Below are 19079 nucleotides of genomic sequence, written 5' to 3'. Positions count from 1 at the left end.
GGCAGATACCCTGGTGTCCGTGCCCCAACCCGACGCTCCGCGGCGTGCCGCCCTGCTCACCCTCGGCTGTGCTCGCAACGAGGTCGACTCGGAGGAGCTCGCAGGCCGGCTCACCGGCAGCGGGTGGGAGCTGGTGGACGCCGACTCCGGCACCGCCGACGTCATCGTCGTGAACACCTGCGGGTTCGTCGAGCAGGCCAAGAAGGACTCGATCGACACCCTGCTCGCGGCGTCCGACGCGGCCGCCCCTCGTGGGGCGAAGGTCGTGGCCGTCGGCTGCCTCGCGGAGCGCTACGGCGCCGAACTGGCCGAGAGCCTGCCCGAGGCCGACGCCGTGCTCGGGTTCGACGCCTACCCGGAGCTGGCCGAGCGGCTCGGTGACGTGCTCGGCGGCCACGCACCCGCCCCGCACGTCCCGGTCGATAGGCGCACGCTGCTGCCGATCTCCCCGGTCGAACGCCCAGCCGCGGCGGGCGACGTCGCCGTCCCCGGCCACGCCTGGGTGCCGAACCTCGCGCGCACCCGGCTGTCGGACGCCCCCGTCGCCCCGCTCAAGCTCGCCTCCGGCTGCGACCGCCGCTGTGCGTTCTGCGCCATCCCGTCGTTCCGCGGGGCGTTCGTCTCGCGCGCGCCGGACGACGTCGTGGCCGAGGCGGCGTGGCTGGGCATGCACGGCGTGCGCGAGCTGGTGCTCGTCAGCGAGAACTCCACGTCCTACGGCAAGGACCTGCCCGGCGGAACGACCGCGCTCGCGCGGCTGTTGCCGCGGCTCACCCACGTGCCAGGGATCGACCGGGTGCGGGTGTCGTACCTGCAGCCGGCAGAGCTGCGCCCTGACCTACTCGAGGTCATCGCCACCACGCCGGGCGTCGCCCCGTACTTCGACCTGTCGTTCCAGCACGCGAGCCCCTCGGTATTGCGCCGGATGCGGCGGTTCGGTGGGCGGGAGGACTTCCTCGGTCTCTGCGAGCGGGTACGCGCGCTCGCGCCGGAGGCCGGGATCCGCAGCAACGTCATCGTCGGCTTCCCGGGGGAGACCGAGGAGGATCTCGCCGAGCTGGAGGCGTTCCTCGTCGGAGCGCGGCTCGACGCCGTGGGCGTGTTCGGATACTCCGACGAGGACGGCACCGAGGCCGCCGGCTACGACGGCAAGCTGCCGCCGGAGGAGATCGCGCGCCGTGTCGGGTACATCACATCGCTCGTCGAGGAGCTGATGGCCCAGCGCGCCGAGGACCGCGTCGGCACCGAGGTCACGGTGCTCGTCGAGGCCGAGGAGGACGAGGACTTCGAGTGCACGGGCCGCGCTGACCACCAGGCCCCCGAGGTCGACGGCGAGTGCGTGCTCGAGCGCGGATCCGGCCTCGAGGTGGGTGAGCTGGTGCGCGCCGTCGTCGTCGGCACGGAGGGCACCGACCTGCTCGTGTCCCCGCGTGAGCGTCTTGCGCGCAGCGAGCTCGCTGCCGCGGGGGCGAGGGGGTCGGGGTGAGTTCTGCACCGGCGAGTCCCCCGCCGCTGCTGAACATCGCGAACGTCCTGACGGGTGTCCGGCTGCTGCTGGTACCGGTCTTCCTCGTCGTCCTCTTCACCGAGGACGGCATCGACGTCGGCTGGCGACTGGCCGCCACCGGCGTCTTCGTGCTCGCCGCGATCACCGACCGGTTCGACGGCGAGCTCGCGCGCAGCCGCGGCCTCGTCACCGCGTTCGGCACCATCGCCGACCCGATCGCCGACAAGGCGCTCACCGGCTCCGCGCTCATCGGCTTGTCCGTGCTGGCGCAGGTGCCGTGGTGGGTCACGATCGTGATCATGGGCCGGGAACTGGGCATCACGGCGTTGCGGTTCTGGGTGCTGCGCCACGGCATCATCCCGGCCAGCCGCGGTGGCAAGGCCAAGACGCTGTGCCAGGCCATCGCGATCGGGCTGTTCCTGCTCCCGCTGCCCGAGCTGCTCGGCGCCGCGAGCGTCGTCGCGGTCCTGCGATGGGCCGTTCTCGGTCTCGCGATCGCGCTCACCGTCGGTACCGGGGTGGACTACGTGCTGCGGGCGTTGCGGCTGCGGGCCGCGGCGACGGCCGCTGGTTGAGCGCGTGTTCGCCGTGGGCGGACGCGCCGCGCCCGCGAGCACGGCGACGCGGCGGGCCGGAAGTCGGTACGGTGATCTCACCGGGATCGGGCGGCCGCTCCCGGCGGACGACGAGGAGGGTCGCATGGCGGTGCTGATGAGAGAGGCGATCGGCGGCAGCCTGCGGCGCGTGCGCACGGCACGCAGACGCACGCTGCGGGACGTGTCGCGGCGCGCGCGGGTGAGCCTCGGCTACCTCTCCGAGGTCGAGCGCGGTCGCAAGGAACCGTCGAGCGAGCTGCTCGCCGCGATCTGCGATGCCCTCGAGATCGCCCTCAGCGACCTGCTCGCCGAGGCCGCAGAGGCCATCGCCGCCGAGGCCGTGGCGGCCGAGGCCACCCGGCTGCGCCGCCCGATCGGGCTGCGCCACATGGACCTGCGCCTGGCCACCGCCGCCGACGAGGGTCCGTTCACCCCCGCCGCGCCGGTCGCTCCCGTCGCCCCGGTGGCGCCGCGCCCCGCCGCTCCGCAGCCGGTCGCTCCGCAGCCCGTTGCGCTGGCGTCGGTTCGCGCCGCCTGAGAGTTCCCACCTGCTCCATTCGGGCGCCCGCTTCACAAGCGGGCGCCCGAACTGTGTCTGCCGAGTGTCGGACGCCCTCGTATTCCGGCTCCGCCCGGTAGCCTGAGGTCCGGGTCGCCCCGACGGCGACCTCCGGATGATCCCCGATATCGTCGCCGATCAGTGGAAGCCGGGCCGATCCGGTGCCACGATGGGGCCCAGCGCATCCGGCAGGCAGGTCGGGTGGCCGGAACGACGGACAGGCAGCGGCGAGCGCGCCGCACTCGGAGGGCGGAGCAGATGGCCAACGGTTTCACGAAGGCCTGGAAGTACCTGATGGCGCTGTTCTCGTCCAAGGTCGACGAGTACGCCGACCCGAAGATCCAGATCCAGCAGGCCATCGAGGAGGCCCAGCGTCAGCACCAGGCGCTGTCCCAGCAGGCGGCGGCAGTGATCGGCAACCAGCGTCAGCTGGAGATGAAGCTGAACCGGCAGCTCGGCGAGATCGAGAAGCTGCAGGCCTCCGCGCGGCAGGCGCTCGTGCTCGCCGACCAGGCCCGCGCCGCGGGCGACGAGACCACCGCCCAGCAGCGTGAGCAGGCCGCACAGGCGTTCGCCACGCAGCTGGTCACCTCGGAGCAGTCCGTGGAGGACCTCAAGACGCTGCACGACCAGTCCATCCAGGCCGCCGCGCAGGCCAAGCAGGCCGTCGAGCGCAACTCGATGCTGCTGCAACAGAAGATCGCCGAGCGCACCAAGCTGCTCAGCCAGCTGGAGCAGGCCAAGATGCAGGAGCAGGCCGCCGCCTCGCTGCGGCAGATGACCGAGCTCGCGGCGCCGGGCAACACCCCGTCGCTGGAGGAGGTCCGCGACAAGATCGAGCGCCGCTACGCCAACGCACTCGGCCAGGCCGACCTGGCGGCCAACTCGGTGCAGGGCCGCATGCTGGAGGTCCAGCAGTCCACGGTGGACATGGCCGGCGCGAGCCGCCTGGAGCAGATCCGCGCCTCCCTGCACGGCACGCCCGTTGCCGGCGAGGTCACCGCGGGCGACCAGGCCGCTGCCCCCACCCAGCTCAACAAGCAGCAGCAGTCCGGCACCGCCTGAGCAGCAGACGCAACACCCGACGCCGCCCGCCCCACCGGGGCCGGGCGGCGTCGTCGTTCCGCGAGTCGCGGTCTCGATGTAGGCGAGTCGCGGGATCAGTGCGCGCGAGTCGGGGTGTGCGGTGTCGGGGCGGGGCCGGGTTGGCAGGTGGGGCACCACCAGGCGATGCGGGCGTAGACGCCGTCGCCCTGCTTCGCGGTGCGGATGCGGGTGCCGCAGCGGCGGCAGCGTTGTCCGCCGCGGTCGTACACCCAGTGCTGCCGGCCGCGGGCGAGCTCGCCGGTGGTGGACTGCTGCGGGCGGTCGGCGTTGCGCAGCAGGAGATCGCGGGCGAGGGCGATGGCGGCGGCCGGGTCGGGGACGTCGCGCACGAGCGTCCACGGGGAGAGGCCGAGTAGGAAGCACACCTCGGTCTTGTAGAGATTGCCCACGCCGGCCATCACCCGCTGCTCGAGCAACACGAGCCCCAGCTCGGACTGCCCGCGCGCGGTGAACCGGCGCAGCGCCTCGGCGGCGTGGTCGTCGCTCCATGCGGGATCGAGCAGGTCGGGGCCCAGGTGCGCGACGAGCCGGTCCTCCTCGGCGGTGGGCAGCAGCTCCAGGTCGTGCAGCGCGAACCCGACGGCCGTGCGCTCGGTCGTCTCCAGCACGGCGCGGGCCTGGTGGGCGGGGCGTTGCCACGGCATGCCGGGCCGGTAGAGGTGCCATGCGCCGTCCAGGCGCAGGTGGCTGTGGAGGCTCCGGCCGTCGTCGAACCGGGTGAAGATGTGCTTGCCGACGGACCCGACGTCGAGCACGGTGCGACCCGCGAGATCGTGCTCGACGAGCTGCGGGTGGCGTAGCTCGCCACGCACCAGCAGGTGCCCGGCCAGCGCCGCACGCAACCGCTTCGCGGTGAGGTGGACGGTGTCGCCTTCGGGCACGTGGGCGACGGTAGCGCGGCTCCGACCCGCGTCGAGCGAGTCGGCGCCTCCAGGTTCTGGTGCAGTGCTGATGCAGCTGACCGGCAGAGGGCATCCACCGATCGGTGGGCCCCGGCTCCGCCTCCCGGTCGGAATCGTCGTGGCAAGACGATCGATTCGCGCGGATCGCCGACGCAGCACGCTTCGGGAGTGGCCGTCATCGAGGTACACGAACTGCACAAGCGCTACCGCGACCAGATCGCGGTACGCGACGTCTCCTTTGCCGTCGAGGAGGGGGAGATCTTCGGCATCGTCGGCCCGAACGGCGCGGGGAAGACCACCACGGTGGAGTGCATCGAGGGGTTGCGCTCCGCCGACGGGGGCACGATTTCCGTGCTCGGGCTCGACCCGCAGCGCGACCGTACCGCGGTTCGCCGCGCGCTCGGCATCCAGCTGCAGGCGAGCGAGCTGCCGGAGAAGATGCGGGTCGGCGAGGCCGTCGAGCTGTTCGCGTCCTTCTACCCGGCTCCGGTCGATCCCGGCGAGCTGATCGAGCGCTGGGGTCTCGACGCCAAGCGAAAGACCGCGTTCGGGAAGCTGTCGGGTGGGCAGAAGCAGCGGCTGTCGATCGTGCTGGCGCTCGTCGGCAACCCGCGGGTCGCGATCCTCGACGAGCTGACCACCGGGCTCGACCCGCAGGCCCGCCGCGACACGTGGGCGGCCATCGAACAGATCCGCGACGCCGGCGTCACCGTCGTGCTTGTGACCCACTTCATGGAGGAGGCGGAGCGGCTCTGCGACCGGCTCGCCGTGATCGACGCCGGGCGGGTCGTGGCGATCGACAGCCCGGCCGGCCTCGTCGCGAGCCTCCCCCAGCGGCTGCGCTTCCGCCCGTCGCGGTCGTTCGACGACGCCGTGCTAACCGCCCTGCCAGAGGTCGCGTCCGTGCGGCGTGGCGGCCAGCAGGTCGAGGTGACCGGCAACGGCGAGCTGCTCACCGCTGTGACCTCGACGCTCGCCCGCCAGAAGGTCGTCGTCATCGACCTGCGCCTGGACCAGGCGACCCTCGACGACGCCTTCCTCGCGCTGACCGGCAGTGCCAGGTGAGGAATGAGGTTCTCGCCATGACCGAGATCGTGACCCGGCCGGCCCAGCACCAGCAGCGGGTGAACCATGTGCAGCCGCTGCTCGCGTTGGCCCGGGCAGAGACCCGGCTGTTCCTGCGCGACAAGTTCACCTCGCTGCTCGGTGTCGGTCTGCCGGCCGCAGTGCTCGCGGGCCTCGGCGCGGTGCGCGCGCTGCGCGAGCCGTCCGAGGTGTTCGGCGGAATGCGGTTCGTCGACTTCTACGCGCCGTCGCTGCTCGCGATCAGCATCGCCGTGCTCGGCCTGCAGAACCTGCCGACCGGCCTGGCCACGTACCGGGAGAAGGGGATCCTCCGGCGGCTGTCGGCGACGCCGGCGAGCCCCGCCGCGGTGCTCGTCGTCCAGCTGCTGCTCAACTTCGTGGCCGTCGCCGTAGGCACGGTCCTGATGGTGACGGTAGCCGTCGCGGTGTTCGAAGTACCGGCACCGCGTCACCCGCTGGGCTTCGGGCTGGCCTTCGTCTGCGGGACGGCCGCGGTGTTCGCAATCGGCCTGGTGATCGCGGCCGTTGCGCCGCGGGCCCGGGTCGCCGCCGGCATGGGCACCGTCGCCTTCATGCTGACGCAGTTCTTTGCCGGCGTGTACCTGCCGAAGTTCTTGCTGCCGGACGTCGTCGTGCGGATCGGCGAGTTCGTTCCGCCGGGCGCCGGCGCCTTGCAGGGCGCCTGGACGGGCGGCGGTGCCGATCCGGTCCAGCTCGTGGTGATGGCGCTGACCGCGGCCGTCGCAGCCGGCGTGGCGGTTAGGTTGTTCCGGTGGGAGTGAGGTGGTGACGGAGCAGGCGCGGGCGATCACGTCCGACGCCGCTCGTCGGGCGGCCGGGATGCTCGCCGGGGACGAGCTCGACGAGCACGCGGACAAGGTCGACTCCGCGATCGAGCGGGTCGTGCCCTACGCCGGGCTCGTCATCGGTACGGCTCTCACCCCGATCGCCATCCCGCCGACACTGCCGTACTGGCTCGTCACGGGATCGCTGGTGCTGGTCACGGCGGCATGGTCGTCCGCATTCGTCCGGCATGAGTCGCCTTGCGCCGCGGCGACCAGCACCCGCCGGGGCGCGGTGTACATGGTCGGGCTGTTGGCGCTCATGGCGGTGCTGACCTACCAGTCGCCGTTCTACGCGTTCCAGGCCTTCGCCGGCTACGTCCACTCCTTCGCGTACCTGCACGGCCGCTGGCGCTGGGTGGGCATCGTCGTTACCGCGACCATGGTGGCGTACTCGCAGCTCGGCGGCAGCCTCGCCGATTCGCCGATCACCCCCGGCTACTTCGCGGGCTGGATCGGCCTGATCCTCGTCAACGTCGCCCTCGGGGGAGGGTTCACCTACCTCGGGATGCTGACGTCGCAGCAGTCGCAGCGCCGCCGCGAGATGATCGTCGAGCTGAACGAGGCCAACCGGCGGCTCTCGGACACGATGGAGGAGAACGCCGCGCTGCACGTCCGGCTCCTCGCGCAGGCCCGCGAGGCGGGCGTGCTCGACGAGCGGGCGCGGCTGGCGCGGGAGATCCACGACACGATCGCGCAGGGGCTCACCGGCATCGTGACCCAGCTCGAGGCGGCCGGTGTGGCCGACGGCGATCCGGAGGTACGGCGCCGGCACATCGACACCGCCAGCGCGCTCGCCCGCGAGAGCCTCACCGAGGCCCGCCGTTCGGTGGACGCGCTCGGACCGCGGCAGCTCGTGGAGACACAGCTCCCCGACGCGATCGCCGACATGGCGAAGCGGTGGGCGGAGGCGCGCGGCGTCGAGCTCATCCTCGACACCACGGGGGATCCGCGCCCATTGCTGCCAGAGCTGGAGGTCACGTTGTTCCGAGCGGCACAGGAGGCGCTCACCAACGTGGGCAAGCACGCGGGTGCCAGCCGCGTCGGGCTCACGCTGTCCTACATGGACGACGTGGTGGTGCTCGACGTCCGCGACGACGGGCGCGGCTTCGTGCCCGAGCAGATGCCTGGCGCGGTGGATGGATCCGGGTTCGGGCTGGTCGCGATGGAACAGCGGGTGCGGCGGGTGGCCGGCACCGTCAGCGTGGAGAGCGCGCCGGGTGAGGGCACGGCGCTGAGCGCGAGCGTGCCCGCGATCCCGGCGGAGGTCAGGTGATGGATCCGATCCGGGTGCTGATCGTCGACGACCACCCCGTCGTCCGCGACGGCCTGCGTGGCGTGCTCGACGGGGAGCCGGACCTGCGGGTGGTCGGCGAGGCGGGCAATGGCGCGGAGGCGGTGGCGCGGGCGCGGGCCACCCCGGTGGACGTCGTGCTGATGGACCTGCGGATGCCGGTCATGGGCGGCGTCGAGGCGATCGGGGAGCTGCGCCGCACGGCGCCGGACGTACGGGTGCTCGTGCTGACGACCTACGACACCGACCGGGACGTGCTCCCCGCGATCGAGGCGGGCGCCACCGGCTACCTGCTCAAGGACACCCCGCGCGAGGAGTTGCTGCGCGCCGTGCGGGCGGCCCACCGCGGCGAGGCGGTGCTCTCGCCCGCGGTCGCCGGCCGGCTCATGGGCCAGGTGCGCGGCCCGGCGCGGGACGCGCTGTCCGCGCGGGAGCTGGAGGTGCTGCGGCTCGTCGCGGCCGGCTCCACGAACAGGGAGACGGCGCAGCGGCTCTTCATCAGCGAGGCCACGGTCAAGACCCACCTGTTGCACATCTACGCCAAGCTCGAGGTGCGCGACCGCGCGTCCGCGGTGGCGGCGGGCTACCAGCGGGGCCTGCTGAGCCCTTAGTGTCCCCCGCCGGAAGTCCGTTGGGTAAGTCGGTGGATCCAGGTTCTCGCTGGGTGCGCCGGACGGCGGGCCTCGTACTGGACGTACTCGGGCCGTCGGCCGGTGCGGCCAGCGTGGGCCTGGGCCGCCGAATTATTCGGCGGACTTCCGGCGGGGGACACTAAGAGGTCGGGATCGGCGTGCGGAGCGCGAAGAGGACGTCGTCGCGCTCGTGCACGAAGCCCAGCCGGGCCGCGACGCCGCGGCTGCCGAGGTTGTCCGGCGACGTCGACCACGTGGGCACATGGCCGCGGGCGCGGATGTCGCCGATCAGCGCGCCGGCGCACGCACTGGAGAGCCCCTTCCTGCGGTGGTCGGGCTCGGTGACCACACCGATGTCCTCGTAGGTCCCGCCGAGGTAGAACGGCACCGCGATCGCGGCGATCTTCCCGTCCACCAGCACGCCACGGGCGACGCCCGCCGCGAGCATGCCCGCAACGCCGCCCCACGTCTCGGCGATCCACGCGCTGTCGGTGCTGAGACCGGCGAGTGCGGGTGCGTCGTCGCTGGTGAGCAGCCGGACGTCCGGGTCGGGTTCCGGGGTCGGTGCGTCGGCGGGCAGCACGGCGATCAGCCGATCCCACGGCGCGGTGCCGGGGTCGGAAGCGCGCAGGGCGGGCAGCCACTCGGGTGGGGCGTCGACGAAGCCGGTGAGCTCGGCCAGGTCCGGCGACGGGAGGTGTTCCGGGTCGCCGCGCAACGAGAGGTTGCCGGGCAGCTCGGCGACCACCACCCGCGGATCGGGCCAGCGGTCCACTCGTACCCGGCCGTGGCCGGTGCGCGCGACGTGTTCGAAGACCAGCGGGCCCGGTCGTTCGGGCGTGAACCAGGGGCGTAGCGGGCCGGGCGCGACGGTGAGCACGCCGTGGAGCCTGCCGCGACCGTGATCCGGCCGCCACCGTTTACCGGTAGCGTGGCGGGCATGGCTCCGGTGTTGCGACTCGTCGCTCTCGCCGGAGCCATCTTCGCGATGCTGGCGGGCAGCACCGCCGAGCCGGCCCTTCTCGTCGGTGCCATCGGCACCCTCGTCGTCGCATGGGCCGTGGCCAGCGAGGTGGCCAGCGTCCTGCCCGCGCTCACCGGCACCGGCCCGGTCGTCGCCGCCCGCGACCACCATCGGGCCCTTGCCCGCAGGCCCGTGCCCCGCCATCGCGACCCGGACGCCCCCGGGCACACCCGCTCCCGAGCGCCGTCGGAGCTCCTCCCGGCGGCGTAGGCAGATCCACGCCGCCGGTCGACGCATCCGTCAGATCCGGCTTCCGTGGAGTGCTGCCTTGTTCGATACCGCTTTGTTCGATACCGCCTTGTTCGACCCTCTCTATTTCGCCGTCTCCGGTGTCATGTGGTGCTGGCACCAGCTGTTCGGATTCCTGCTCGGCCCCGCGAGTGGCGCCGCGTGGGCACTTTCCGTCGTGTTCCTCGTGCTGACGCTCCGAGCGCTGCTGATCCGGCCGATGCTCTCCCAGGTGCGGTCCGCCCGGGTGATGCGCGAGCTCGCGCCGCGACTCGCCGACCTTCGCAAACGGCACGCTGACGATCCGGCCCGGCTCCTGCAGGAGACGAATGCGCTCCAGCGGGCGAACGGGGTGAGCGCGACGAGCATGCTCCTGCCGGCCTTGCTGCAGGTGCCGGTGTTCTTCGGCCTGCTGCACGTGCTGACCAGCTTCACGAACGCCCAGCTCGCCAACTACGCGTTCGGCGCCGACGAGGTCCGCTCGTTCCTCGAGGCCCGGCTGTTCGGGGTGCCGCTCCCGGCATACCTGAGCATGCCGCACCTCGACGTGGCCGGGATCGAGCGCTGGGAGGTCGCGGCCGTCACCGTGCCGCTCATCCTGCTCGCCGCACTGGCGACGCATCTCACGGCCCGGCTGTCGCTGCGCCAACAGCCTGCGGACGGCCCGCTCGCCGGGATCATGCGGTGGACGCCATGGGTCTTCCCGCTCGGCGTCATGGTCGGCGGGGCGTTCTTCCCGTTCCCGGTGGCGATCCTGCTCTACTGGCTCACGAACAGCGCCTGGACGCTGGTGCAGCAATGGCTGGTGCTCCGGCCTGCCAAGGGCCCGTTGCAGGAAGGTGGCCTTGCGGCAACCCGAACCGCTGCCCGCAGCGATCCGGGGACGCGGGCCCGGGCACAGCGGCGGCATTCGTCCGGGCATCGTCGGAGCCGCCGTCGGCGCTGATCCGCGCCGTACGCTGGCCGGGTGAAGGGTCTGCTACTGCGGCTCTCGGCGGTCGACGCGGACGCCGAGGCGGCGGTGCGCGTGATCGCCTACTTCGACGCCCTCGTGGAGCGCGGAGCCACACCGGCGGAGCTGGTGCGCGCGACGGCGGCGCTCGCCGAGTGTCCGGCCGGCATGGACCGGCCGGGCGTGGAGCCGCTGCGGTTCCGCCCGGACGGCTCGCCGGCAAGCGAAGTCGCAATCACCGGCATCGTCGAGATCGGGCCCGACATCGGCCGGGTGTGGCTCGCCAGGGACAGCGGCCACGGCCCGTTGGACGATCTCGTGCTCGAGCGGCTCGTGATCAGCGCCCGCCTGCTCGTGGTCCCGCATCGGCGGACGCCCGCCCCGGACCTGGCCGATCCGGGCCTCGTCGAGCTCGTGCTCGCCGAACGGGAGGCGCCGGAGGACCGGGCGAGGGCCTTGCGGCTGCTCGGCCTGGACACCGAGTTCCCGGTGCGCGCGCTCGCCGTCGCGGCCGACGGCGATCCGGGCGCGGCCGCGGTCGCGCTCGTCACCCGCGGGCGGCCCCTGCGGGCGGCCCGCGTGGCCGTCATCGGGGGGCGGGCCGTCATGCTGCTGCAGCCGCGGGTGTCGGCCGCCTCGGTGGTGCCGGACCTCCGGGCGGCGTACGCAGAGCGGGCCGGCGAGCACGACGCCGCACCGGCGGTACGGGTCGGCGTCGGCCGGCCGGTGCCGGGGCTGGAGGCCCGCTCGTCCTGGAAGCAGGCGAAGCTCGCCCTGCGCTTCGCGACCCCGGACGACGCGATCATCGATCACGCCGAGCTGGGGTCAGTCGTCCTGCTGGGTGAGCTGCCACCCGAACGGCTCCGCGCCCAGCCCGACGTCGCGGCGCTGGACGCGTTGCCTGCCACCGACGTGGCCGCGCTCGAGGCCTTCTGCCGTACCGGGTCGCTGCGCAAGGCCGCGGCGCTGCTGCACCTGCACCACAGCTCCGTGGCCGACCGGCTCGCGCACGTCGAGAACGAGCTGGGCTGGAGCCTCGACGAGCCCGGCGACCGCTTCCGCGCCCGGTTCGCCCTGCTCGCGCGGCGGCTCTCTAGATCTTGAGGGCGCGGCGCAGCACGACGAGCGCCTCGTCGGCCTCGCGCCGGCTCACCGCGGCCTGCTCCACCATGGCCGAGCCGTGGAACGTCCCCGGGAACGCGTGCAGCTCCACCGAGACACCGGCGTGCATCAGGGCATGCGCGTAGGCGATGCCCTCGTCGCGCAGCGGGTCGAACTCCATCACCGAGACGTAGGCAGGCGGCAGCCCGGTGAGGTCGGTGGCCCGGGCCGGTGCGGCGTAGATCGGGACGTCGGGGGTGCCGCGCCTCCCAGGGCCGAGGTAGGAGTCCCAGCTGACGATGGCGTTCGGCCGGTTCCAGATCGGTGTGTCGGTGAACGCGCGCATGCTGGGCGTGTCGAGGCGGTCGTCCAGCTCGGGTACGCCGAGGTACTGGAACGCGATGGACGGGCCGCCGCGGTCGCGGGCGAGCAGGGCGAGGCCGGCGCACAGCCCACCGCCCGCGCTCTCGCCGTGGATCGCGATCCGGTCCGGGTCGATGCCGAGCGCGTCGGCGTTCTTCGCCACCCACACGAGCCCGGCGTAGCAGTCCTCCAGCGGGGCCGGGTATGGGTTTTCGGGCGCGAGCCGGTAGTCCACGGTGACGACCGTGACGCCGAGCTCGCGGGCGAGTCGCAGGTTGGGCCCGTCGAACGAGTCGATCGACCCGAGTATGAAACCGCCGCCGTGGACGTCGTAGATCGCCGCGGGCGCCACCAGGCGGTCCGGGGTGTAGATCCGCAGCCGCACGTCGGGCGCGCCGTCCGGCCCGGGGACGAGCTCGTCGCGGACCTGCACGCCGGAACGGTCGGGCTCGCCGAACGCGGAGGCGAACATCTCAGCCACGTGCGCACGGGCGGTCGGGACGTCGGAGATCTCGACGACCGGCATCATCGCCACCGCGGCGGCGAGCTCGGGGTCGAACAGGTAGCTCATGGGTTCCTCCACGGCAGGCGGTGCGGGCACCACTGATCGTCCTCGCCGAGCGGGCCATGGGGCATCCGCCGCGCGTCGGGATTCCACGGCTGGTCGCCCGACGAGCGTGCGGACCGGCTCAGCCGCAGGCCCGTACCCGGGCGGCGGCCAGCCGGAGCCCGCGACGCGCCCCGTGGCGCGCGACGGCGGCGAGTGCGTAGGCGCTGCAGCTCGGTGTGGACGGGCAGGTGGGCGTGAAGCGGCTCAGCCACCGCTGGTAGCCGAGCAGCGCTGCGCTTACCAGCGCGCTCGCCCCGCGCGCCGGCACCACGGCCGCCGCCAGCAGGAGCAGGGGCGAGACGCGCAACAGGGGGAAGTTGCATGGCCCGTCGCAGTTGCAGCCGTCGCCACCCCCACCCCCACCGCCACGCCCCCCGCCGAGCCGCGCGCAACCGGAGCCGCAGGACCGGACGGAATCGAGGAGCTCACAGGTGTCGCCGACCGCCTCGGCCGTGTCCCGGCGCTCTTCGCGCCGCCGCCGTCGCCGCTCGCGCCGCCGCTCGGTCTCGTCGCCGGGCCCCCCGTGCTCTGCCACCCGTTCCTCCTCCGCGACCGACCCGTTCGGGTGACGTGCCGCGACGGGATCATGCCGGAGGTCCGGTCGAGGGCGGTCAGGCGCGCAGGCGCAGCCCCTTGGGCGTGACCCGGAACCCAGCCTCGGTGAGCACCTCGGCCAGGTCGGAGCCGAGGGAACCGACCCCGTCGGCGCGCTCGACCGCCAGGCTGCCGAGCCACACCTCGTGCACGGCACCGGCGAGTGCGTGGGCGGCCGCGACCAGCTCGTGCCGCTCGGTGCCGAACGACAGCAGCGACCGCCCTCCCCGCTCCACGTACAGCGCCGGAGCGCCCTCGACGAGCACCACGAGCGCGCCCGCCTTGCGGCCGGGGCGGTGCTTTCTCTCGCCGACCGTGGCGGGCCATGCGAGGGCGGCCCCGTAGGGCTGGGCCGGGTCGGCGGCGGCGAGCACCACGCTGCTGGGCTGTGACTCCGCGCCGCCCTCGGGACGCGACAGGGCCCGCAGCCGGTCGATCGCGCCGGGCACGGCGAACTGGGCCGCTCCCAGCCCTTCGACGACGTACCCGCGGCGGGCGCGCCCGGAGTCCTCCATCGCCCGCAGCACCCGGTACACACCGGCGAACCCGCCGCTCACCCGCTCGGTGCCGAGCGCGCCGCGGGTGAGCACACCGTGGCGCTCCAGGAACGCCTCGGCGCGGGCGTGGGCCCGGCGGGTGGGATCGGGGTCGCGAGCGACCGCGAGCGACCACCGTCCGCCGACGGACGGCGCGCCGGTGCGGGTGGGCATGGCGGGGCGCCCGGCCCGCAGCTGGGCGTAGCGGCCACGGCCGGGGCCGCGCCGCGCGCGGTGGGCGGGCGCGGACCGGCCGGCGCCGCCCAGGCGAGCTCGCAACGGGGTGAGGGTGTCGTTGGTGAGGAGGCCTGCCCACACCAGGTCCCAGACCGCGCCGACCACCGCGTCGTCGGCGGGCGCCTGCTCCCCGTCGTCGAGCAGGGTGCGCGCCGCGCGGTCGGCGAGCTCGCGGAAGAAGAGCGCACCGCCGCCGACGGGTGGGGTGTCGAGGTCGGGCAGGCCCAGTGCGGCGAGAACCGCGCGGTGCAGCGGCGTGGTGACGGTGTCGGGTTCGGGCTCTGGCAGCAGCAGGTCGGCGACGTCGGCGGGGGCGACGGCGAGCCAGCCGTCGGTGCCGCCGAGCGGGCCGCATCCGGTCCAGGTGACCTCGCCCGCCGCCGTGAGTTCGTCCAGCAGCGCGGGGGTGTAGCCGGGCAGCCGCGCCGGAAGGATCAGCGACTCCAGCGCGCTCGCCGGCAGCGGTGCCCCGGCGAGCTGCTCGACCACGCCGAGCACGTCCTCCGCGCCCGGTGCCCGGCGCATCCGGCCGCGCCGCTCCCCGCCCGGCGCCGACTGGACACCCTGCCATGCGGGGAGGAACCGCCCGAGTGCCTGCTGCTCCACGGGCTCGACCTCGGACCGCAGCCGGGCGAGCGAGGCCCGCCGCAGCCGACGCAGCACCTCGGCATCGCAGTACTCGACCGGGTCTACGGCGTGTGCGGCCGCGGGCTGCAGGGCGAGCGGGCGCAGCTCGCCGCGGACGAGGCGTCCGGTGCCGACCAGCCGGTCGAGCACCCCCGCCACCACCGCGACCCCGAGCCCGAACCGGGTGGCGCACTCGGCCGCCGCGAACGGCCCGTGGGTGCGGGCGTAGCGCAGCACGAGGTCACCGAGGGGGTCGGCGACCGGCTCGGTGAACGCCTCCGGCACCCCGACGGGGAGCGCGGCGCCGAGCGCGTCGCGCACCCGCCCGGCGTCCTCGATCGCCACGTAGCGTTCCTCGCCCGCGATCCGCACCCGGATGGCCCGCCGGGCGGCCTCCAGCTCGTGCATCCACTCCTCTCGGGCGCCACGGGCGGCGGCCTCGGCGGTGGTGAGGGCGCCGAGGAACCGCAGCAGGTCGGCGGCGCCCTCGGCGTCACGGACGTGCCGGTCGGAGGCGAGCCGCTGCAGCTGCGCCTCCACCTCGGCGACGACTTCGGGCTCCAGCAGCTCGCGGATGGCCTCCGAGCCCAGCAGCTCGGCCAGGAGCGTGGAGTCGAGCGACAGTGCAGCGGCCCGGCGCTCGGCGAGCGGCGCGTCGGACTCGTAGAGGAACATCCCGACGTAGCCGAACAGCAGGCTGCGCGCGAACGGCGACGGCGACGGCGTGGTCATCTCGACGACCTTCACCCTGCGCGCCTGCACGTCGGTCATGAGCTCGCGCAGGCCGGGCAGGTCGTAGACGTCTTGCACGCATTCGCGCATCGCCTCGAGCGTGACCGGGAACTGTTCGTACCGCCCCGCCACGGCGAGCAGCTGTGACGCCCGCTGCCGCTGCTGCCAGAGCGGTGTGCGCCGGCGCGGGTCGCGGCGGGGGAGTAGCAGCGACCTGGCCGCGCACTCCCGGAACCGGGACGCGTACAGCGAGGATCCGCCCAGCTCGGCGACGACGATCTGCTCGACCTCGGCGGGCTCGAGCAGCACGTCCTCGGCGGTGGGCGTGACCTCGGCGCCGGAGTCGTCGACGGCGTCGGGCAGTCGCAGCACGATGCCGTCGTCGGCGGCGGAGGCATGCACCTCCACGCCGCGCCGCTCGCGCATCCGGGCCGCGATCGCGAGCGCCCACGGCCCGTTGACCTTGGACCCGAACGGCGAGTGCACGACCAGCCGCCAGTCGCCCAGCTCGTCGCGGAAGCGCTCGACGAGGATGGTGCGGTCGCTCGGCACGTGGCGGGTGGCCTCGCGCTGCTCACGCAGGTAGGCGACGAGGTTGTCGATCGCCCACTCGTCGAGGCCCGCTGCCGCGGCCCGCTCGCGCGCCGCTTCGTCGGACAGGCCCGCCATCTCGCGCACGAACGCCCCGACCGCCCGCCCGAGCTCGAGGGGCCGCCCGATCTGCTCGCCCTTCCAGAACGGCATCCGGGCGGGCTGGCCCGGCGCCGGGGTGACGATCACACGGTCGTGGGTGATGTCCTGCACCGTCCAGCTCGACGTGCCGAGCAGGAACGTGTCGCCGACCCGCGACTCGTAGACCATCTCCTCGTCGAGCTCGCCCACCCGCGAGCCGCGCCCGTCGGCCCCACCGGGCGTCATGACGGTGAACAGGCCGCGGTCGGGGATGGTGCCGCCCGAGGTGACGGCGAGGCGCTGCGCACCGGGGCGGCCCTGCAGCGTGTCGGTGACGCGGTCCCACGTGATGCGGGCGCGCAGCTCGCCGAACTCCTCCGACGGGTAGCGGCCCGCGAGCATGTCGAGCACCGAGTGCAGCGCCGATTCCGGCAGTGCCGCGAACGGCGCCGCCCGCCGGACGACCGTGGTGAGGTGGTCGAGCTGCCACGGTTCGAGGGCCACCATGGCGACGATGTGCTGGGCGAGCACGTCGAGGGGGTTGCGCGGGTAGCGCATCGACTCGATGGCACCCGTCGTCATCCGCTCGGCGACGACCGCGCAGGACACGAGGTCGCCCCGGTACTTGGGGAAGACCACCCCGCGCGAGATCGCACCGACCTGGTGGCCGGCGCGCCCCACCCTTTGGAGCCCGGACGCCACGCTCGGCGGCGCCTCCACCTGGACGACGAGGTCGACCGCGCCCATGTCGATGCCCAGCTCGAGGCTGGACGTGGCCACCACGCACGGCAGCTGCCCGCTCTTGAGCTCCTCCTCCACGAGGGTGCGCTGCTCGCGCGACATCGACCCGTGGTGGGCCTTGGCGACCGTGGGCATGGCCCCGCCGCCGATGCCCGACTGGCCGATCGCCTCCGCGGGGAAGGCGTCCAGATCGACGGCTTCCTCGACCTCCTCGGCCGCCAGCTCGTTGAGCCGGGCCGTGAGCCGCTCTGCCAGCCGCCGCGAGTTGGAGAAGACGATCGTGGACCGGTGCTCCCGCACGAGATCCAGTAGCCGCCGCTCCACGGCGGGCCAGATCGACGGCCGCTGCGCCGTGCCCGCGGCGGACCCGATGACCTCCTCGTCGGAGCTGCCCACCGCGGGCTGCTCGTCGAGCGCGGCGAGGTCGGGCACCGGCACCTGGACGGACACCTCGATCGTCTTCGGGATGGGCGGCTGGATCACCTCCACCGGGCGAGCGCCCGCGAGGAACGTGGAGACCTCGTCGACGGGCCGCACGGTTGCGGAGAGCCCGATCCGCTGCGCGGGCCGGGGGAGCAGCTCGTCGAGCCGCTCGAGCGACAGCGCCATGTGCGCGCCGCGCTTGGTGGCCGCCACCGCGTGCACCTCGTCGACGATCACGGTCTGCACCCCGCGCAGTGACTCGCGCGCCGCCGAGGTGAGCAGCAGGAACAGCGACTCCGGTGTGGTGACCAGCACGTCGGGCGGGGTGCGCGCGAACTGGCGGCGCTCGTCGGCCGGGGTGTCGCCGGTGCGCATGCCCACCGTGATGTCGGGGACCGGCAGGCCGAGCCGTGTGGCGGACTGGCGGATGCCGGCGAGCGGGGAGCGCAGGTTGCGCTGCACGTCGACGGCCAGTGCCTTGAGCGGGGACACGTACAGCACGCGGCAGCGGTGAGCCGCGTCGGCAGGTGGACCGGCCGCGAGCCGGTCGAGCGCCCACAGGAACGCGGCGAGGGTCTTGCCGGAGCCGGTGGGAGCGACGACGAGCGCGTGCCGGCCCGCCTGCGCCGCCGCCCATGCGCCCTCCTGGGCGGCGGTGGGCGCGGCGAAGGCTCCGCGGAACCACTCGCGGGTGGCGGGGGAGAAACCGTGGAGCGCACTCACGGAACCCATGATGCGCCTGTGCCCCGACAGTTCCGGCCACGCGAGGACATCCCGGGTTCAGGAACGCGGCGTTCCTGAACCTCGCGCCGCGACCACCGGCCGGTTGCTCGACCGACCATCCGTCAGCGCCAGCGCGACCCCCACGGCGCAGACCGCTACCCCTGGCACCGCGAGCGGGCCCGGTACCTCGCCGAACATGAGGAACGCCCACAGCATCGTCGTGGGCGGGGTGAGGTAGAGCAGGGTGCTCACGCGGACGGCCCCGCCGCGCCGCAGCACGAGCAGGTACGCGCCGTAACCGCCGAAGGACGACAGCACCACCACCCAGGCCACGGCCCACCAGAACTCCGGGGCGACAGGCGGTTGCAGGTGCCCGCCCACCCCGGCGGCCGCGAGGAAGACGCCGGCGGCGAAGACCGTCTGGACCGTGAGCGACTCCAGTGGCGACTCGGCCGGGCGCCACCGCCGTTCCAGCAGCGTGCCGGTGGTGAGCGCCGCCATCCCGCCCACCGGCAGCAGGAACGCGCACCACGGCGCGTCGCCGAGGCCGAGGTCACCGGCGACGACGAAGCCGACCCCGGCCAGGCCCAGCACGAGCCCGACGCGTCCGCGCGGCCCGACGTGCTCGCCGAGCATCGGGCCCGCGGCGGCGGCGACGAGCAGCGGTTGCACGGAGGCGATCAGGGCCGTGGTGCCCGCGGGTACGCCGAGGCCGACGCCGGTGACGACCCCGCCCAGGTACAGGCACTGGCAGAGCAGTCCGAGCGTGCCCTGCCGCAGCAGCGCCCGCGGCCGCAGGCGGGTGCCCAGCGCGGCCGCGAGCCCGGCGAGCAGCGCGGCGGCCACCACGTACCGCCAGGCCAGCAGCGTGTCGGCGGGGGCGTAGCGGGTGCCGAGCTCCGCCCCGATGAAACCCGAGCTCCACAGCACGACGAGTGCCGTGCCTGTCACCGCGTGCGCCTGTCGGTCCATGGTAGCGAGGTAACCATAC

General features: G+C 73.9%; 17 protein-coding genes. 11 read left to right on the top strand and 6 right to left on the bottom strand.

The genetic code is table 11. From position 1 onward, the window contains the following. Positions 1–19 precede the first annotated feature (19 nt). The 4 genes from rimO to K1T35_RS31725 all read left to right on the top strand — a co-directional run bounded on the left by rimO (position 20) and on the right by K1T35_RS31725 (position 3727). Complete coding sequence (gene rimO / locus K1T35_RS31740; RefSeq protein WP_370645169.1) at positions 20–1486, top strand: 30S ribosomal protein S12 methylthiotransferase RimO; 1467 nt, start codon at positions 20–22, stop codon at positions 1484–1486. Continuing rightward, positions 1483–2082 carry a CDP-diacylglycerol--glycerol-3-phosphate 3-phosphatidyltransferase gene (gene pgsA / locus K1T35_RS31735; protein WP_220255456.1) on the top strand — a complete coding sequence of 200 codons (600 nt, stop codon included), beginning with the start codon at positions 1483–1485 and terminating at the stop codon, positions 2080–2082. The genes rimO and pgsA overlap by 4 nt, the downstream gene beginning before the upstream one ends. 124 nt (positions 2083–2206) lie before the next feature. Continuing rightward, positions 2207–2641 (top strand): helix-turn-helix domain-containing protein, encoded by a 435-nt coding sequence (locus K1T35_RS31730; RefSeq protein WP_220255455.1) that lies wholly within the window; start codon positions 2207–2209, stop codon positions 2639–2641. Positions 2642–2920: 279 nt separating this feature from the next. Then, entirely contained in the window at positions 2921–3727 is an 807-nt protein-coding gene (locus K1T35_RS31725; RefSeq protein ID WP_220255454.1) for a PspA/IM30 family protein, read from the top strand. A 95-nt stretch (positions 3728–3822) separates the two neighbouring features. On the opposite strand, the gene K1T35_RS31720 is transcribed toward K1T35_RS31725, so the two are convergent. Next, entirely contained in the window at positions 3823–4650 is an 828-nt protein-coding gene (locus K1T35_RS31720) for a DNA-formamidopyrimidine glycosylase family protein (protein ID WP_220255453.1), read from the bottom strand. 189 nt (positions 4651–4839) lie between these two features. Between K1T35_RS31720 and K1T35_RS31715 the strand changes: the two genes are divergently transcribed. The 4 genes from K1T35_RS31715 to K1T35_RS31700 are packed head-to-tail and all read left to right on the top strand — an operon-like array spanning position 4840 to position 8504. After that, on the top strand, positions 4840–5736 hold the full coding sequence (locus K1T35_RS31715; RefSeq protein WP_220255452.1) for an ABC transporter ATP-binding protein: 897 nt from the start codon (positions 4840–4842) through the stop codon (positions 5734–5736). A 17-nt stretch (positions 5737–5753) separates the two neighbouring features. Beyond that, positions 5754–6539 (top strand): ABC transporter permease, encoded by a 786-nt coding sequence (locus K1T35_RS31710; RefSeq protein WP_220255451.1) that lies wholly within the window; start codon positions 5754–5756, stop codon positions 6537–6539. 4 nt (positions 6540–6543) lie between these two features. Further along, positions 6544–7875, top strand: a complete 1332-nt coding sequence (locus tag K1T35_RS31705) for a sensor histidine kinase (protein ID WP_255620962.1) — start codon at positions 6544–6546, stop codon at positions 7873–7875. Next, positions 7875–8504, top strand: a complete 630-nt coding sequence (locus K1T35_RS31700) for a response regulator transcription factor (RefSeq protein WP_220255450.1) — start codon at positions 7875–7877, stop codon at positions 8502–8504. The genes K1T35_RS31705 and K1T35_RS31700 overlap by 1 nt, the downstream gene beginning before the upstream one ends. A gap of 160 nt (positions 8505–8664) precedes the next feature. On the opposite strand, the gene K1T35_RS31695 is transcribed toward K1T35_RS31700, so the two are convergent. Next, on the bottom strand, positions 8665–9405 hold the full coding sequence (locus K1T35_RS31695; RefSeq protein WP_220255449.1) for a GNAT family N-acetyltransferase: 741 nt from the start codon (positions 9403–9405) through the stop codon (positions 8665–8667). A 60-nt stretch (positions 9406–9465) separates the two neighbouring features. Between K1T35_RS31695 and K1T35_RS31690 the strand changes: the two genes are divergently transcribed. The 3 genes from K1T35_RS31690 to K1T35_RS31680 all read left to right on the top strand — a co-directional run bounded on the left by K1T35_RS31690 (position 9466) and on the right by K1T35_RS31680 (position 11833). Next, on the top strand, positions 9466–9759 hold the full coding sequence (locus K1T35_RS31690) for a DUF6412 domain-containing protein (protein ID WP_220255448.1): 294 nt from the start codon (positions 9466–9468) through the stop codon (positions 9757–9759). A gap of 88 nt (positions 9760–9847) precedes the next feature. Next, entirely contained in the window at positions 9848–10723 is an 876-nt protein-coding gene (gene yidC / locus K1T35_RS31685; protein WP_220255447.1) for a membrane protein insertase YidC, read from the top strand. 21 nt (positions 10724–10744) lie between these two features. Next, positions 10745–11833, top strand: coding sequence for a CdaR family transcriptional regulator (locus K1T35_RS31680; protein ID WP_220255446.1), 1089 nt, complete (start codon positions 10745–10747; stop codon positions 11831–11833). On the opposite strand, the gene K1T35_RS31675 is transcribed toward K1T35_RS31680, so the two are convergent. The 4 genes from K1T35_RS31675 to K1T35_RS31660 form a co-directional block, all read right to left on the bottom strand. After that, positions 11823–12764: an alpha/beta hydrolase gene (locus K1T35_RS31675; protein ID WP_220255445.1), complete on the bottom strand. Its 942-nt coding sequence runs from the start codon at positions 12762–12764 to the stop codon at positions 11823–11825. The genes K1T35_RS31680 and K1T35_RS31675 overlap by 11 nt on opposite strands. Positions 12765–12882: 118 nt before the next feature. Next, the gene (gene yidD, locus K1T35_RS31670) at positions 12883–13338 is read right to left on the bottom strand and encodes a membrane protein insertion efficiency factor YidD (RefSeq protein ID WP_220255444.1); all 456 of its coding nucleotides are present in this window, start codon (positions 13336–13338) and stop codon (positions 12883–12885) included. Positions 13339–13414: 76 nt separating this feature from the next. Then, a complete protein-coding gene (locus K1T35_RS31665; RefSeq protein WP_220255443.1) occupies positions 13415–18097 on the bottom strand; it encodes an ATP-dependent helicase in 4683 nt (1560 codons plus the stop codon). A gap of 48 nt (positions 18098–18145) precedes the next feature. Beyond that, complete coding sequence (locus tag K1T35_RS31660) at positions 18146–19060, bottom strand: DMT family transporter (RefSeq protein WP_220255442.1); 915 nt, start codon at positions 19058–19060, stop codon at positions 18146–18148. Between the last annotated feature and the right edge of the window lie 19 nt (positions 19061–19079).

Source organism: Pseudonocardia sp. DSM 110487 (genome assembly GCF_019468565.1).
Classification (GTDB): Bacteria; Actinomycetota; Actinomycetes; order Mycobacteriales; family Pseudonocardiaceae; genus Pseudonocardia.
The sequence above is the reverse complement of the archived record's forward strand: the minus strand, read 5'-3'. Positions and strand labels throughout refer to the sequence as shown.

What these genes read in the sequence shown, in the direction of transcription:
- K1T35_RS31730 (WP_220255455.1), top strand. Translation starts at nt 2,207, where the DNA reads ATGGCGGTGCTGATGAGAGAGGCGATCGGCGGCAGCCTGCGGCGCGTG.
- K1T35_RS31725 (WP_220255454.1), top strand. Translation starts at nt 2,921, where the DNA reads ATGGCCAACGGTTTCACGAAGGCCTGGAAGTACCTGATGGCGCTGTTC.
- K1T35_RS31710 (WP_220255451.1), top strand. Translation starts at nt 5,754, where the DNA reads ATGACCGAGATCGTGACCCGGCCGGCCCAGCACCAGCAGCGGGTGAAC.
- K1T35_RS31700 (WP_220255450.1), top strand. Translation starts at nt 7,875, where the DNA reads ATGGATCCGATCCGGGTGCTGATCGTCGACGACCACCCCGTCGTCCGC.
- K1T35_RS31690 (WP_220255448.1), top strand. Translation starts at nt 9,466, where the DNA reads ATGGCTCCGGTGTTGCGACTCGTCGCTCTCGCCGGAGCCATCTTCGCG.
- K1T35_RS31675 (WP_220255445.1), bottom strand. Translation starts at nt 12,764, where the DNA reads ATGAGCTACCTGTTCGACCCCGAGCTCGCCGCCGCGGTGGCGATGATG.
- K1T35_RS31665 (WP_220255443.1), bottom strand. Translation starts at nt 18,097, where the DNA reads ATGGGTTCCGTGAGTGCGCTCCACGGTTTCTCCCCCGCCACCCGCGAG.
- K1T35_RS31660 (WP_220255442.1), bottom strand. Translation starts at nt 19,060, where the DNA reads ATGGACCGACAGGCGCACGCGGTGACAGGCACGGCACTCGTCGTGCTG.